This window comes from Marinobacter panjinensis (assembly GCF_005298175.1).
Taxonomy (GTDB): domain Bacteria; phylum Pseudomonadota; class Gammaproteobacteria; order Pseudomonadales; family Oleiphilaceae; genus Marinobacter; species Marinobacter panjinensis.
On the sequence record NZ_SZYH01000002.1, the window covers coordinates 595095 to 610421 of the forward strand.

Genomic DNA, 15327 nt, shown 5'->3' on the forward strand with positions numbered 1-15327 from the left:
TTCAGGCCTCGGGTACCGTGGGGCGTTGCATCAGTTGTTCGATGGCGGTGGTGTTATTCGGAGCGTCGCCGACGGTGAACACGCGCAGGGCTTTTTGCCGTTCGATCACCTGGTTTTCCAGGGTTTCGATCAGGGTCTCACGACTTACGCCGTTAATGGCCTCCGCCAATTTCTCCCGTGAATCAAAGCCGGTCTCGCCCCGGTCGATTTCGCGCCAGTAACGCTCCGATATCTCGCCCAGGCGACGGTCCTGTTCCATCAACTTGCTGAGGACCGCCTGTTTCTCCCGTTGCAGATCCTGTTCAGACATTTCTGACAGGGTGCCCCTGAAAGTTTTCGAGAACTCTTGCACTGCCTTGTCGATCTGCTCACTGCTGGCCTCCGGAGACTGGACTACAAAGCCCAGTGCCGGTGTTTCCAGCATCTCGAAGGGCGTGGCGTAGACGATGTAGCCAAGCTGGCGGTTGGTGCGAAGTTCTTCGTAGAAGGGGCTGCTGATAATCTGACCCAGCAGGCGGAAGACGGCCCGTTCCTCGAAGCTGGTATTGCGGCCCTGTACATAAAGGGTGTAACCGGTATCCGGGTGGTCTACCTCCAGTGGCAGTGACGTCTCGTCTTCCGGCAGCGACCGTAAGGTGCTGCGCTCCACGGTTACCAGCTCACTTTCATCCAGCACCATGGCGTGAACCCGTTTGGTGAGGTTGAGTGCCGAGGCGTAACTCATGTTGCCGTGGGTGAGAAGAACCGGGTCAACCTGCGCCAGGAAGGCATCGGCAAAGGATCTGAGCTCATCCAGGGTGACTTCCCGGGCCGCCCGGAGTTTGTCCTCCGTGCTCCAGGCACCTTCGATCAGCAGGGTCTGGATGAATTCGGACGTCTGTTGAACCGGGCGCTCCTTGGCTTTGTTCAGCAGCCGGTCAATCATTTTCTGGCGGGCAATGTTGAACCGTTGCTCGGTGAGCTCTGGCTCCGCTACCTGGGTCAACAGACGTGCCATCAGTGTGTGCAGTTTGTCGCTGTAGCCGCCAACCCGGATGGTGATGCCGCGAAGGTGGGGATAGATGCTGTAATCCAGCCCGGCCAACTGTGCGGGGTAGGCCCAGGCGTTCACGTTGGTGTTGATGGCATCCACCAGCAATGTGGAAAGGACATTACTGCGGGCAGACGCCCGGGTGGCCGGGGTGCGCAGGCTCAGATAAACGTTGGCCTTGGGGGTTTCAAAGCGGGTATCCCTGGCGTACCACACCTCCATGCCGCTGATGGTTCCCATGGAAACCGGCTTGTCCATGGTCGGGCCGGAGATCATCCCCAGTTCCTCGGGGATAAACGGGTTCTCAAGGGGCAGCGCCAGGCTGGCCACCAAAGGGTTCTCATCAGCTGTTCTGACGGCACTGGTATCGAGTGGCTTGATTTTGAAGGCGGCGTCGTACCACTGGGTCAGGCTGGGGTTCTCGATGTCTGGCTCAGGTTCCAGCACCGAAACCAGCACATTATCCGGCGCAAGACGCGCCAGGATGGCCTGGTACCGGTCAGGTGCGTAATCCTCCATCATCCAGGGCGCCCGCAGGACATCCTCCGGTGCCACGTGCCGCATTTGCTGCGACAGGTGCATGACTTCCTGAACCGGCTGGTTTTTTTCCCGGAACCGGAAATCGATTTGTGCCAGCTGTTTCATTTCTTCAAAACGATGCCGGGCAATGCCCTCGTTTCTCACCTTGTCGATGTAGGCAAAGGTGAGTTCAAGGATCTTCTCCTGCTCTTCAAGACCTTCCGGCGTCAGCGACATGTTCAGTTCCAGCGTGGCTTCTTCGCCGGTATCCATGCCGCCACCCGCAGACAGGCTCTCCACGAGTCCGGCCCGCTTCAGCACGTCGAAAAGGCTGCCCGGGCCTTCGTGGCCGAGCAGGCTGGCGACGTAGTTGGCGGGTTTGTCGCGGTAGTTTTCCTGTTGCGAGGGAATCGGGAACGTCAGCGACAGGCTGCGTATGTCCTTGAGGGCATCCACCGTTACTTTGGCTGGCAGTCTGTCCGGACTGAAAAGTGGCTCGTCATGGACTTCCGCCGTCAGGTTGCGGTTTTCAATGCGGTCGAACCGCCCCCGCACCATGGTTTCCAGTTCATCCAGAGATTGTGGGCCATAAACCGCCAGTGTCATCAGGTTGGAGGAGTAGTGCTGTTTCCAGAAATCAATCAGGTCAGGGCGCAGGGGGCGCTCATCGGTGTTTTCCAGGGTGGTCAGGTTGCCCACGGCAAACTGGTTGAAGGCATGTTCCGGGTTACTGATGGCCTTCTTTACGGAGTAGAAGCGGCGGCCGTCTTCCTTCTGTTTGGCACTGAACTCGGAGTGCACGGCCTGGCGTTCACGGTCGACCAGCTCCGGTGTGAATAGCGGGGCGGAGAACTGTTCGGCGAAGCGGTCCAGGGCGTCATCCAGGTGTTCGTCCTGAACATCAAAGAAATAGTTGGTGTCCTGAAACGCGGTAAAGGCGTTATGGCTGCCGCCGTGGCTCTTGATGAACTGCTGGTACTCTCCCGGGTCCGGGTATTTTTCCGTGCCCAGGAACAGCATGTGCTCAAGGAAGTGGGAGAGGCCTTCCCGGTCGGCGGGGTCATCGCCGCTGCCGACGGCGACGTTCATGGAAGCTGCCGCCTTGTCAGATTCTGGCGCGGATATCAGCAGCACCCGAAGCTGATTTTCCAGCTCGACGTAGCGGTATTGGTTGTCGTCGTTCGGGCTTTTGACGGGGGAGGTGTTGGCCAGTACCGCTGAGCTGAAGGCAAGAAGAAGTACCAGAACAAAGCCTTTCGTCAGGCCAGGGAAACCGTGGGCAAATCCATGAATGCCTGGGTGCATAGTGCCTCTCATCTTCGGTGAATGGTCAGTGAATCAGTTCGTTGCGGGTGCTTGCCGGTTGTTGATCCAGCGTCTTTTTCGCCAGGCTGGCGGCAGCGTCTGCATCAAGCTGGCCGGAGGCGATGCGTTCGAGCACGGTCCCCATCACCGCCACAGACCGGCGATAGTCTGCGAACTCGGCCTGGAAAGCGTGGTCTATGGCCTGGTAAACGGCCTGAATTTTCTCGTCTCTGGTACCGGCGTCCGCGGCTGTATCGTTGATGGCCTTCAGGCATGCGCGGGCGATGGCAATGTAACGTTCAGCGTTGGGATCGTCTTGGTTCATAGTCGGGATTCCGAAAACCGGGATGTTAGGACAGAAGCTGTCATGAATGGTTCCGATTATGTCATTGCTCCTGCCAGGTTTCATTTCTTCTCTGTAATGGTAGGGATTTGCGGGCAGGGTGCACACCATGTGCTAGTCTCAATTTCAGTATGTCGGGCAAACGAACAGGCCAGGGCCTGCTTCCATGCCGGTACTAGAGTAATAGCTCTAAATAAAACAAAGAGTTGCAGAGTAATTGCTCTAAAAAAGTTAGATACATGAGAGTTGCAATTAAGTACAATGCCGGCGTTCCGGGAGTGTATAAGACTTTGGTCTAATGCCTCGCTGGCAATAAAGGGACAGACAACAAATGAGCAACAAGCAGGGTGGACAATCAATGAATTACTTTCTGACGGGTGGCACCGGATTCATCGGCCGTTTTCTCGTTGAAAAACTGCTGGCTCGCGGCGGCACAGTACACGTACTGGTGCGCGAGCAATCACAGGACAAACTGGCCCAGCTCAGGGAGCGTTGGGGAGCCGATGAGTCCCGGGTGAAGGCAGTGATCGGCGACCTTACCAGCCCCGACCTGGGCATTGACGCCAAGACGATGAAATCGCTCAAGGGTAACATTGATCATTTCTTTCACCTTGCTGCGGTTTACGACATGGGGGCCGACGAAAAGGCCCAGCAGGCGACCAACATCGAGGGCACGCTAAGCGCCGTACAGGCTGCAGAAGCCATGGAAGCCGGTTGCTTCCATCACGTGTCCTCCATCGCCGCAGCCGGCATGTTCAAGGGCACGTTCCGTGAGGACATGTTCGAGGAAGCAGAAAAGCTGGACCATCCTTACCTGTTAACCAAGCACGAGTCGGAAAAGGTCGTTCGCGAGAACTGCAAGGTACCGTTCCGGATCTATCGCCCGGGTATGGTCATCGGTCACTCTAAAACCGGTGAGATGGACAAGGTCGACGGGCCCTATTATTTCTTCAAGATGATCCAGAAAATCCGCCGCGCGCTGCCTCAGTGGATGCCGACCATCGGCATCGAGGGCGGCCGCCTGAACATTGTTCCGGTGGATTTTGTGGTGAATGCCATGGATCACATCGCGCATCTGGAAGGCGAGGACGGCAACTGTTTCCACCTGGTGGATTCCGATCCCTACAAGGTTGGCGAGATTCTCAATATCTTCTCCGAGGCCGGTCACGCGCCCCGCATGGCCATGCGTCTGGATTCCCGGATCTTCGGATTTGTTCCTCCGTTCATCCGTCAGAGCCTGAAAAACCTGCCCCCGGTGAAGCGTCTGACAACTGCGGTACTGGACGACATGGGCATTCCGCCGTCAGTGCTGTCGTTCATCAATTACCCCACGAGGTTTGACGCCCGTGAAACCGAGCGGGTTCTGAAGGGTACCGGCATCGAGGTGCCACGCCTCGACAGTTACTCTGCCGTGATATGGGATTACTGGGAGCGTAATCTGGACCCCGACCTGTTCAAGGACCGCACCCTGCGTGGCACCGTTGAAGGCAAGGTCTGTGTGATCACCGGTGGAACGTCCGGCATTGGGCTGGCAACTGCGGAAAAGCTCGCAGATGCCGGTGCGATTCTGATCATCGGTGCCCGCAAGAAAGAACGCCTGATGGAAGTGGCAGCGCAACTCGAGGCTCGTGGCGGTAACGTCCACGCCTACCAGTGCGATTTTGCCGAGATGGAAGATTGCGACCGGTTTGTGAAAACGGTGCTGGATAACCATGGCCATGTGGATGTGCTGGTCAATAACGCCGGCCGTTCAATCCGCCGCTCACTGGCGCTGTCGTTCGATCGTTTTCACGATTTCGAGCGCACCATGCAGCTGAACTATTTCGGCTCGGTTCGCCTGATCATGGGCTTTGCGCCCGCCATGCTGGAGCGCCACCGTGGTCACGTGATCAATATTTCCTCCATCGGTGTGTTGACCAATGCGCCACGGTTCTCGGCCTATGTGGCCTCCAAGTCGGCGCTGGATGCCTTCAGCCGTTGTGCGGCTGCGGAGTGGTCGGATCGCAACGTCACCTTTACCACCATCAATATGCCGCTGGTAAAGACACCGATGATTGCGCCCACCAAGATCTACGATTCCGTGCCTACGCTGACGCCGGACGAAGCCGCCGACATGGTGGTGGATGCCATAGTCTACCGGCCGAAGCGCATTGCCACGAGGCTGGGCATCTTCGCCCAGGTGCTGCAGGCGCTGGCGCCGAAGCTGGGCGAGATCGTGATGAACACCGGTTACCGTATGTTCCCGGATTCTCCGGCCGCTGCGGGCAGTCGCTCGGGTGAGAGGCCGAAGGTCTCCTCCGAACAGGTAGCCTTCGCCGCGATCATGCGGGGTATTTACTGGTAAGACTTACCGTGAAAACAAAAACCCCGCTTCCTGGGAAGCGGGGTTTTTTGTGGCCGTTATTCCGGTTCGTCCGGAACAGGTGGTGGCGGAAAGCCGCCAATTTCCCGCCACCGGTTCACGATGCCGCAGAACAGGTCGGCGGTCTTCTCGGCATCATAGGCGGCAGAATGGGCTTCCTTGTTACTGAAGGGAATGCCTGCCAGCTTGCACGCCTGCGCCAGTACGGTGTGGCCGTAAGCAAGCCCGGCCAGGGTTGCGGTATCAAACGTGGAAAAGGGGTGGAACGGGTTGCGGCGGATATCCGCACGCAGGGCAGCGGCGAACACGAAATTGTGATCGAAGGTGGCGTTATGGCCTACCAGCACGGCCCGCTTGCAGTCGTGGGCTTTGACCGCCTTACGAATCGGCCCGAATATCTCGCTCAGGCCCTCGCGCTCGGGAACCGCTTCCCGCTCGGGGCTCCAGGGGTCAATGCCGGTGAAATCCAGGGCTGACTGTTCCAGGTTGGCGCCTTCAAACGGATCAATCTGCTGCAGGTGGGTTTCTCCGCGGATCAGCCAGCCGTCTTCATCCATGGTGATTATGACAGCGGCAATTTCCAGCAGGGCATCCCGCTCGGGATTGAATCCGCCCGTTTCCACATCCACCACAACAGGCAGGAATCCGCGAAAGCGGCGGGACATGGGGTGGCGTTCTTTGTTTTCGTCAGTCACTTGAACTCCCGGAGTTTCTGGCCAGCTCCACCGGCCTGGTATAGGAACAGGTGTTGTATCAGTTCTGGGCGAGGCGCCATCTCAGGCTTTCACCCGCTTTCAGCGGGACGATGGTGCCATCTGCCAGGGGCAGCTCAGCGGGCATTTCCCAGCTTTCCCGCACCAGGGTTATGGTGTCGGTGTTTCGTGGCAGCCCGTAAAAATCGGCGCCGTTGAAACTGGCAAAGGCTTCCAGCTTGTCGAGAATGCCCAGGTCTTCGAAGATCTCTGCGTACAGTGAAATGGCGCTGTAGGCGGAATAGCAACCGGCACAGCCGCAGGCGGTTTCTTTCCGGCCCTTTGAATGCGGTGCCGAGTCGGTACCCAGGAAGAAGCGCCGGTCGCCGCTGACGACCGCATCCAGCAATGCCTGTTGGTGCCGGTTACGTTTGAGAATCGGCAGGCAGTACAGGTGAGGGCGAATGCCGCCTACCAGCATATGGTTGCGGTTGTACATCAGGTGCTGGGGGGTGATGGTGGCACCCAGGTTGTCACCCTCGTGATTGCGGACGAATTCGGCCGAGTCTGCTGTGGTGATATGCTCAAGAACAACCCGCAGCGAGGGAAAGGCTTCAAGTGTCGGCGCCAATACCCGCTTCAGGAAAATCTTCTCCCGGTCAAAGATATCGATGTCCTGATCAGTCACTTCACCGTGGACCAGCAACAGCATGCCACAATCCTTCATGGCTTCCAGTACCGGGTAGATATTGCGGATATCAGTAACACCGGAATCGGAATTGGTGGTGGCACCGGCAGGGTAGAGCTTTGCGGCAACCACCCCCGCCGCTTTGGCGTCGCGGATCTGGTCCGGTGTAGTGCTCTCTGTCAGGTACAGCGTCATCAGTGGGTCAAAGTCATAACCCCTGGCGGCGTCCAGAATCCTGTCGCGGTAGGCCATCGCCTGTTCCGCATCGGTTACCGGTGGCACCAGGTTGGGCATGATAATGGCGCGGCGAAAGCAGCGGGCGGTGGCTGGCACTACGTCCTTGAGAATGCCTCCGTCCCGTACGTGAAGATGCCAGTCATCCGGGCGGGTAATGGTGATCTGATTGGTCATTGACGGTTTCCGGCTTGCCGGGGCGTTTGGTGTGGGGGCCCCTGAAAAATTCTGGCGGAATTATATCAGAAGCCGTCATCGATTGTTTCAGGCCAGAACCCTAAAGAATGCATTGTGGCGGCCGTTAAGTAACCAGTGAACTTTCTTTGACGGACTGATGGTATGGCACGAATTCCAGCCTTCCTGCGTAGTGCAGTGATCTCTAGTGCATGTAGTGCATGCTGCTTACTGGTTGCCGCCAATGCGGCCCAGGCCGCCACCTATGGTGCCGGTATCGAGAACAGCCAGTGGTACCTGTCGGAGTCTGTCTTCGAATGCACCCTGGTGCACCAGGTGCCGGGTTACGGCCGTGCCATATTCCGTCATCGGGCCGGCGAATCCCTGTCCTTTTTCCTGGAGTCGGAAACGCCGGTGATGCGCCCTGGCCGGGGCATGCTGGTTGTAGAGGCTCCATCCTGGCGCCCGGGAATAGCGCCCCGCTCCCTGGGGCGGGTAAACATAGACGACGGTCGTCGCCCGGTGTCACTGGATTCACGCCAGGCCATGAACATGGTTCAGGGCCTGCTGGAAGGGATGGACCCAACGGTGACCCGGGAGTCCTGGTACGACGGCAGCCCGGTTCGTGTGAAGGTCTCCAACATCAACTTTGCCGGCCAGTTTTCAGGCTACCGTTCCTGTACTTCCGGTTTGCTGCCGGTGAACTATGACCAGATCAAGCGTTCCCGTATCCCGTTTTCAGCCGGCAGTACCAGTCTTTCTGGGGCCGACAGGCAGCTTCTGGATAACATAGTGGCTTACGTTCAGGCAGATTCCACAGTGGAACGGATTTTCGTGGACGGTCACACGGACAGCAGTGGCAGCCGTATCAATAACCGCGCACTGTCCGAAGAGCGGGCCAATGTGGTGGCGGATTACCTGATCGGGGAGGGTGTTGATACCAACATGGTGACGGTCAGGGCCCATGCGGATCAGTACCAGGTGTCAGGCCGCCCGGCGGATAACCGACGCACCACTATCCGTCTGCAGCGGGAAGGGGAGCGGCCGGATCTGCAGCAGGCCAATGGCTATGATGCCGCAACACCCAATACCTGACCGCTGGCACCTGAGGCGCCGGTAGTGAATTCAGCAATCAGCGAATTGAATTGAGCACTTCAAGGTGCGCATTCACGCTTTCTGCCAGCGCCTTCAGATGATACCCCCCTTCAAGTGTTGAGATGATCCGGTCATTGGCGGAGTCAGCGGCTATGCTGGTGATCATCTCTGTCAGCCAGCGATAATCTTCCACTTCCAGGTTCAGTTCCGCCATGGGGTCCAGCCGGTGGCCGTCGAAACCGGCGGAAATCAGTACCAGCTGTGGGCGGAAATCCTGTAGCCGTTTCACCCAGGCGGCTTCCACCGTTTTACGATATTCGTCGGCAGAGGTCCCGGCCTGGATGGGGGTGTTAATAATGTTCTCAGCCTGCCGGTGTACATGTGAGTGGGGATAGAACGGGTGCTGAAAACTGGAGCACATCAGAATGCGCTCATCACCGCCCACGATATCGACGGTGCCGTTGCCCTGGTGGACATCAAAATCAATGATGGCTACCCGTTCCAGGTGGTGGAAATTCAGGGCGCGCATCGCAGCCAGGGCAATGTTGTTGTAGAAACAGAAACCCATGGATTTACTGCGCTCGGCATGGTGCCCCGGTGGCCGGGCACACACGAATGCATTGGTGAGCTGACTGCTGAGAACCATGTCGACCGCTTCAATGCTGGCGCCGGCGGCCAGGCGGGCGGCCCGCAGGGTATCCGGCATCATCGCGGTGTCGGGGTCGGTATAGACCCGCCCCCTGGTGGGCTGCATCAGCTCCAGTTGATGCAGGTAGCGCTCGGGATGAACGGTCAGCAACTGGTCCCGCGTGGCTTCATCCGGCCTTACCCAGTCCAGTTCCTGCTCCATGCCGGTATCTGCCAGGTAACTGATAATGGCCGCAAGCCGTTCCGGGGACTCCGGATGCTCTGCCCCCATGGTGTGTTTCATGCAATCGTCGTGAGAGAAAAATCCCGTAGTCATGCTGATCCCGAACGCTCTGGTTATGCTTGTATTTTGTTCAATATTATCAGGGATACGGTAGCCCTGCCGTGTTTCTTTGGTCTTATGGTGTCGATAGACATTTTACATCACCAGACAAGCGCCTAAGATAGGGTGTACATCCGCCCGGTCGATCCGCAGCAAGGAGTAAAGCTTGAGCACCCGATACCTGGAAAGCCTTTTCAACCCCTCTTCCATAGTGGTTATCGGGGCCTCGGAGCGGGCAGATAACCTGGGTGGTATGGTGCTGCGGAACCTCATGGGCGGTGGTTATCCCGGCCAGCTGCTGGTGGTCAACCAGAACGATTATGACAACGTACACGGCGTGCCCTGCGTCCGGAAAGTGGCCCGTATGGAGTTCAGCCCGGACCTGGCCATTGTCTGTACGCCCCCGGACACCGTGCCAAAGGTGATCAAGCGCCTGGGGGAGGCCGGTGTCCGTACCGCGATTGTGATGACCGGTGGCATGTCCCGTAGCCACAGCAAGACCGGCCAGCCGTTGATGTATTCGGTTCGCGATGCGGCCCGGGAAACCGGCATCCGGGTGCTCGGGCCGAATACCATCGGTCTGATGGTGCCTGCTCGCAGCCTGAACGCAACCTATGCCCACATGGGCGCGATACCCGGCAAGGTGGCGTTCGTGGGCCAGTCGGGCACCATAGCCAGTTCGGTGATTGACTGGGCCTTTGCCCGGGGAGTGGGCTTCTCCTACTTCCTGACCCTGGGCGATGGCATGGATATCGACCACGATGACCTGATCGACTACCTGGCCCAGGACAGCCAGACCCGCGCCATACTGCTGCACATCGAGAATATTCCCAATCCGCGCCGTTTCATGTCCGCCGTCCGTGTGGCTTCGCGCACCAAGCCGGTGATTGCGGTGAAAAGCGGCCGGGTGCCGGAATCGGAGTGGTTCCACCACGAATTACCTGCCGGGATCACCCGCAGTGATCCCATCTATGATGCCATGTTACAGCGTGCCGGTGTGTTGCGGGTGGACGGCCTGGGGCAGATGTTCGATGCCCTGGAAACCCTCACCCGAATGCGTCCATTGCGGCGTGAAACCCTGGCGATCATGGCCAACGGTGTCGGCCCCGGCGTGCTGGCAGTGGACCGGCTGGCCTATCTGGGTGGCGAACTGGCGGAATTGTCCGGCAAGTCCATTGATTCTCTGGCGGAATTGCTGCCCCCTTACTGGACCCGCAAAAACCCGATCGATCTTGGGTATAACGCGTCGCCGGAGCTGTATGCCCAGGCGGTCAAGATCCTGGCCAAAGACCCTGAAGTGGCCAACGTTCTTATTATGTACGCACCAAGCCTGACCCAGGATAGCCTGCAGATTGCAGATGCGGTGGTGCAGGCGACCAAGGGTACGCGGTTAAATGTGTTCACCTGCTGGCTGGGACAGAGCACGGTGCTGGACGCCCGTGACGAGTTCTACCGGGCCGGACTACCATCGTTTTTCAACCCGGAGAAGGCGGTGGTGGCGTTCATGCAGCATGTGCGTCACCAGCGGGTGCAGCGGCTGCTGACGGAAACGCCGGAGTCTTTTACCGACCACCTTGCTGACCACACGCAGACCCGTCGGGTCGTAGTCAACGCCATACGCGCGGGGCGTAGCCATCTTTCCAGCCAGGAAGCCCGGGATGTGATTCACGACTATGGCATCAACGCGGTGGAAACCATCTACTGCGACGATATGGAGGAGGTGCTTGAAGCCTTTGCCGTGGAGCGTCGGCCGGTGGATATCACTCTGATTCATGAACAGTCCTGTCACCCTTTGATTGCACTCAGCCCCGGCCAGCGCCGTTATAAGGGTACCGTCCAGAAGCTCAACAGCGAGGGTGCCATCATGGACTCCTGTCGCTTCCTGATGGAGGAATACCAGAAGCACTACCCTGACAGCGGTTTCCTCGGGTTTGCGGTGCAGCGGTCCTACCAGCACGTTGGCGGTATCGAATTCAGCGTTGGCATCACCCGGGACAAATTGTTCGGCCCGCTGGTGGTGTGCGGTGCTGCCGGTGCCCAGATCAATGTGATGACGGATCGCCAGATCGCCCTGCCGCCACTGAATATGGTGCTGGCGCGCGAACTGTTGCGGCGAACCTACATGTACAAGCTGTTGAAAGAGCACAGCCTGAAACCGGAAGAGGATATTCGCGCGGTATCCGAAACCCTGGTGACCCTGTCCCAGATTGTCATTGATAATCCGCAGATCCGTGGGCTGGAAATTTCCCCCTTGCTGTTCAATGAGCAGGGCGCTGTCGCCGTCAACGTGGCCATTGATCTGGCGGACAAACCGGGGCGCCCGATTATTCAGCCGTATCCCAGGGAACTGGAAGAATGGATACTGCTGCCCAAGTCCGGTCGCCGTGTGATTATCCGCCCGGTACTGGCGGAAGACGAGCCCGCCCACCGGGCCTTCCATGAGCTGCAGTCTCCTGAATCCATCCGTTATCGCTTCTTCCAGTACCGCAAGCATTTCTCACGGGAAGACGTGGCCCAGATGGTCCAGATCGACTATGACCGGGAAATGGTGTTCATTGCCAATGCGCCAAAGGAAGACGGGGAAGGCGAAGAAACCCTGGGCACCGTGCGTACCTGGACAGACGCCGACAACCTGAGGGCCGAGTTTGCGGTGATGGTGCACGACAAGATGAAGGGCGAAGGCCTGGGCGTGGCCCTGATGCAGAAAATGATCGATTACTGCCGCGCCAAGGGCACGATGGAAATGGTGGGTAATGTGCTGGCGGATAATCGCCCGATGTTGCGACTGGCAGAACACCTGGGCTTTGAGATCCGTTACAACCCGGAAGAGGAAGTCATGGACCTGACCCTGGTGCTCAACGAACCGGAGAAAGACTGGCAGCGGGAGCGCCTGGAGCAGACCTCCCACTGACGACCGGTTATCAGCCTTCTTCGACAATGGCGGAACGGTCCTCTCCGCCAAGGGCTTCCAGCAGGCCGGGTATCAGCCTGGCCAGCTCCAGTGTCATCAGGGAAAACGCCGCATCAAAGCGGGCAGTGGCATCGTCTGCGTCCACGTCGTCCAGCTTTTCCTGCAGGGTGTCGCCGAATTTCAGGCGACGAATTCCCAGTTCCTCATCCAGTACGAAGGAAAGATTGTCATCCCAGGTCACGGACAGCTTGGTGACCTGCATGCCTGCGTCCAGGTGGCTGCGAATTTCATCGCCCTGAAGGTCCAGGCCCTTGCAGCGCACCACGCCGCCGTCTTCCGAGGTATCCTTCAGTTCACATTCAGTGCCCAGCTCGATACTGGCAGGCAGGTCGATGGACTCGTTCAGCCAGCCGGTGAACGTGAACCCGGGCGCCTGTTCCACCGCAGGTGGACGAACCGGCAGTGAGCCCACGCTCTTGCGCAGGGTAGAGGCCAGGTCTTCCGCCTGCTTGGCGGAGCCGGCATCCACGACCAGCACACCATCAGCGGGGGCCAGGTAGGCGTAGCAGCGGCGGTTCTTGGAAAAGGCCCGGGGCAGCATTTCCAGCATCACCTCTTCTTTGAGCTCGTCCTTTTCCTTGCGTCGTACCTTGCGATGTTGCTCGGCCTCGATCATTTCCGCCTTCTCGTCCACCAGTTCCTTGATAACGGAGGCCGGCAAGAGTTTCTCTTCTTTTCGCAGGGCGATCAGGTGATAACCACCGGCGCTGTGAACCAGCAGGTCGCTGTGTTTGCCCATGGGCGGCACCCAGCCCTGGCGTGACGTTTCCTGTGGGCCACAGGGCTTGAAGGCATCGGCCTGAAGCTTTTCTTCCAGGGCTTCGGCAGTTATTTCAAATGGCTTGGTAAAACGGAATACGCGGGCATTACGAAACCACATGGTCCGGGTCCTTGTTGGTTATGGGGTGATGTTGAAAGTCAGGAAGGGGAGGGATGATACCTCAAATCTGCATGATTTCGACCAGCACGGTCTTTACAATAAATCCTACCACTCCGGCGCCCAGAATGGTGAACAGGGCAATGGTGCCGAACCGACCCGCCTGGGACTTCCTGGCGAGGTCCCAGACAATAAAGCCCATCCAGACAATCAGGCCGGTCAGCAAGACCAGCATGGAAACTTCTGCGAATACTGCTTCGTTCATTAATGACTCCGGATTCTGTAAAAGGCTTACTGCCCGTCCCGCAGGAACACCCAGTTGTCTGCGCTGGACTGCTCCTCGCTGAACCGGTAACCCTCAAGATCAAAGCCCTTGAGATCGTCTGCCTGGGTAATGTTATTCTGGATGGCGTAGCGGCACATCAGTCCCCGGGCCTTCTTGGCGTAGAAGCTGATCATCTTGTACTGGCCGTTTTTCCAGTCCTTGAACTGGGGGGTAATCAGGCGGGCATCCAGCTCTTTCTTGCGCACGCTCTTGAAGTATTCGTTGGAGGCCAGGTTCACCAGTACGCCGTCATCCGCCTTCAGCAGGCGGTTGAGTTCGTCGGTAATCTTGCTGCCCCAGAAGGCGTACAGGTCTTTACCGCGATGATTCCCGAACTTTGTACCCATTTCCAGGCGGTAGGGCTGCATCAGGTCCAGGGGTTTGAGCACGCCGTAGAGGCCGGAGAGTATACGCAGGCGCTTCTGGGCAATCTCGAATTCTTTGTCGCTGAAGCTTTCTGCATCCAGCCCGGTATAGACGTCGCCTTTGAATGCCAGCACCGCCTGCCGTGCATTCTCCGGTGTGAAGGGTGTGTGCCAGGAGCGAAAGCGCTCGGCATTGAGCTGGCCGAGCTTGTCGCTGACACCCATCAGGTTGCTGATGTCGTGGGGTTCCAGCTCCTTGAGCTGGTCAACCAGCTCGCAGGCGTCGTCCAGGAAAGCCGGCTGGGTGGCCTTGGTCGTGGCCAGTGGGCTGTCGTAGTCCAGTGTTTTTGCAGGAGAAATAACCATCAACATGTCGGGCAATCCTCATCGGAGAAAATTCAGTAACTGGTCACTGGTAAAAGGCCAGTCCAGTTCCTCGCCGGTGTCGTTACGGCGCAGCACCGGAATGCGCGTGCCGTAGCGTTCCACCAGCTGCCTGGACTGGGCAATGTCCACCGCGTCGACGGGAATGGGCGCAGGCATGGGCGTATTTACCAGCAGCGCTTCCGCCAGTTCGCACAGGTGGCACTGGGACGTGGTGTAAAAAGTCAGTTCCATTTACTTGGGCTGTGCGTCTATCTGCTGGCCATTGACGCCTGCGCTGTCCCGCCCCATCAGGTACAGGTAAACCGGCATCAGGTCTTCCGGTGCGGGATTCTGCTGCGGGTTCTCGGCGGGATACGCCGTGGCTCTCATATTGGTACGGGTTGCCCCCGGGTTGAGGCTGTTCACCCGCACATTGTGGCGGTCATCGTCCAGCTCTTCGGCCAGCATCTGGCTCAGCCCCTCAATGGCAAACTTGGACACCGCGTAGGCCCCCCAGTAAGGCTTGGCGCGGCGACCAACACCGGAGGATGTGAAAATCACCGAGGCGTCATCGGACTTGCGCAGCAGCGGAATCATGGCCCGGCTCAGCAGGAACGGAGCGGTGGCATTCACGTGCATCACCTTGTTCCAGATTTCCGGGTCGTATAGCTCAATGGGGCTGCGTGTGCCGAGGATGGCAGCGTTGTGAAGCAGGCCGTCGAGTTGATCGAAATTGTCTTCGATCGTCATCGCCAGCTCTTCGTAGTCCTTGACGGCCGCGCCTTCGAAATTCAGCGGCACGATGGCCGGCTTCGGGTGGCCGGCGGCTTCGATTTCGTCATACACGGATTCCAGCTTGGAAACGGTGCGGCCTACAAGGATCACAGTGGCACCATGGGCCGCATAGGCTTTTGCCGCAGCCCGTCCGATGCCGCTGCCGGCACCGGTTACCATAATGATGCGATCTTTCAGCAAGTCAGCCGGTGCTTGATAGTCCTGCATTCTGTGTCT

General features: G+C 58.4%; 13 protein-coding genes. 3 read left to right on the forward strand and 10 right to left on the reverse strand.

Going from position 1 to position 15327, the window contains the following annotated elements:
* Position 1: 1 nt before the first annotated feature.
* Together FDP08_RS19040 and FDP08_RS19045 are read right to left on the reverse strand one after the other, a co-directional pair.
* Positions 2-2854: an insulinase family protein gene (locus FDP08_RS19040; protein ID WP_137437850.1), complete on the reverse strand. Its 2853-nt coding sequence runs from the start codon at positions 2852-2854 to the stop codon at positions 2-4.
* A gap of 25 nt (positions 2855-2879) precedes the next feature.
* A complete protein-coding gene (locus tag FDP08_RS19045) occupies positions 2880-3179 on the reverse strand; it encodes a hypothetical protein (protein WP_137437851.1) in 300 nt (99 codons plus the stop codon).
* Between the two features lie 376 nt (positions 3180-3555).
* Between FDP08_RS19045 and FDP08_RS19050 the strand changes: the two genes are divergently transcribed.
* Positions 3556-5541 carry an SDR family oxidoreductase gene (locus FDP08_RS19050; protein WP_137437929.1) on the forward strand — a complete coding sequence of 662 codons (1986 nt, stop codon included), beginning with the start codon at positions 3556-3558 and terminating at the stop codon, positions 5539-5541.
* Between the two features lie 56 nt (positions 5542-5597).
* Here the strand turns inward: FDP08_RS19050 and rnt are convergent, their stop codons facing one another.
* Together rnt and pyrC are read right to left on the reverse strand one after the other, a co-directional pair.
* Positions 5598-6254, reverse strand: coding sequence for a ribonuclease T (gene rnt / locus FDP08_RS19055; RefSeq protein WP_137437852.1), 657 nt, complete (start codon positions 6252-6254; stop codon positions 5598-5600).
* 58 nt (positions 6255-6312) lie between these two features.
* Positions 6313-7350 carry a dihydroorotase gene (pyrC, locus tag FDP08_RS19060; RefSeq protein ID WP_137437853.1) on the reverse strand — a complete coding sequence of 346 codons (1038 nt, stop codon included), beginning with the start codon at positions 7348-7350 and terminating at the stop codon, positions 6313-6315.
* A gap of 162 nt (positions 7351-7512) precedes the next feature.
* Between pyrC and FDP08_RS19065 the strand changes: the two genes are divergently transcribed.
* The gene (locus FDP08_RS19065; RefSeq protein WP_137437854.1) at positions 7513-8442 is read left to right on the forward strand and encodes a flagellar protein MotY; all 930 of its coding nucleotides are present in this window, start codon (positions 7513-7515) and stop codon (positions 8440-8442) included.
* A gap of 37 nt (positions 8443-8479) precedes the next feature.
* Here FDP08_RS19065 and FDP08_RS19070 read toward each other — a convergent pair whose 3' ends face one another.
* A complete protein-coding gene (locus FDP08_RS19070; RefSeq protein ID WP_137437855.1) occupies positions 8480-9406 on the reverse strand; it encodes a histone deacetylase family protein in 927 nt (308 codons plus the stop codon).
* 172 nt (positions 9407-9578) lie between these two features.
* Here FDP08_RS19070 and FDP08_RS19075 point away from each other — a divergent pair, with 172 nt between their 5' ends.
* Positions 9579-12323, forward strand: a complete 2745-nt coding sequence (locus FDP08_RS19075) for a bifunctional acetate--CoA ligase family protein/GNAT family N-acetyltransferase (RefSeq protein WP_137437856.1) — start codon at positions 9579-9581, stop codon at positions 12321-12323.
* Positions 12324-12333: 10 nt separating this feature from the next.
* Here FDP08_RS19075 and rdgC read toward each other — a convergent pair whose 3' ends face one another.
* From rdgC to FDP08_RS19100, 5 genes are all read right to left on the reverse strand, one after another.
* A complete protein-coding gene (gene rdgC / locus FDP08_RS19080; RefSeq protein WP_137437857.1) occupies positions 12334-13263 on the reverse strand; it encodes a recombination-associated protein RdgC in 930 nt (309 codons plus the stop codon).
* 61 nt (positions 13264-13324) lie between these two features.
* The gene (locus FDP08_RS19085) at positions 13325-13525 is read right to left on the reverse strand and encodes a DUF2788 domain-containing protein (protein ID WP_137437858.1); all 201 of its coding nucleotides are present in this window, start codon (positions 13523-13525) and stop codon (positions 13325-13327) included.
* A gap of 26 nt (positions 13526-13551) precedes the next feature.
* Positions 13552-14322: a peroxide stress protein YaaA gene (gene yaaA / locus FDP08_RS19090; protein WP_137437859.1), complete on the reverse strand. Its 771-nt coding sequence runs from the start codon at positions 14320-14322 to the stop codon at positions 13552-13554.
* A 12-nt stretch (positions 14323-14334) separates the two neighbouring features.
* A complete protein-coding gene (locus FDP08_RS19095) occupies positions 14335-14568 on the reverse strand; it encodes a glutaredoxin family protein (protein WP_137437860.1) in 234 nt (77 codons plus the stop codon).
* A complete protein-coding gene (locus FDP08_RS19100; RefSeq protein WP_137437861.1) occupies positions 14569-15318 on the reverse strand; it encodes a YciK family oxidoreductase in 750 nt (249 codons plus the stop codon).
* Positions 15319-15327 lie beyond the last annotated feature (9 nt).

Coding starts and splice junctions, on each gene's coding strand:
- yaaA (WP_137437859.1), bottom strand. CDS start 14,322: ATGTTGATGGTTATTTCTCCTGCAAAAACACTGGACTACGACAGCCCA.
- FDP08_RS19070 (WP_137437855.1), bottom strand. CDS start 9,406: ATGACTACGGGATTTTTCTCTCACGACGATTGCATGAAACACACCATG.
- FDP08_RS19100 (WP_137437861.1), bottom strand. CDS start 15,318: ATGCAGGACTATCAAGCACCGGCTGACTTGCTGAAAGATCGCATCATT.
- FDP08_RS19045 (WP_137437851.1), bottom strand. CDS start 3,179: ATGAACCAAGACGATCCCAACGCTGAACGTTACATTGCCATCGCCCGC.
- rdgC (WP_137437857.1), bottom strand. CDS start 13,263: ATGTGGTTTCGTAATGCCCGCGTATTCCGTTTTACCAAGCCATTTGAA.
- FDP08_RS19040 (WP_137437850.1), bottom strand. CDS start 2,854: ATGCACCCAGGCATTCATGGATTTGCCCACGGTTTCCCTGGCCTGACG.
- FDP08_RS19065 (WP_137437854.1), top strand. CDS start 7,513: ATGGCACGAATTCCAGCCTTCCTGCGTAGTGCAGTGATCTCTAGTGCA.
- pyrC (WP_137437853.1), bottom strand. CDS start 7,350: ATGACCAATCAGATCACCATTACCCGCCCGGATGACTGGCATCTTCAC.
- FDP08_RS19085 (WP_137437858.1), bottom strand. CDS start 13,525: ATGAACGAAGCAGTATTCGCAGAAGTTTCCATGCTGGTCTTGCTGACC.
- FDP08_RS19095 (WP_137437860.1), bottom strand. CDS start 14,568: ATGGAACTGACTTTTTACACCACGTCCCAGTGCCACCTGTGCGAACTG.
- FDP08_RS19050 (WP_137437929.1), top strand. CDS start 3,556: ATGAATTACTTTCTGACGGGTGGCACCGGATTCATCGGCCGTTTTCTC.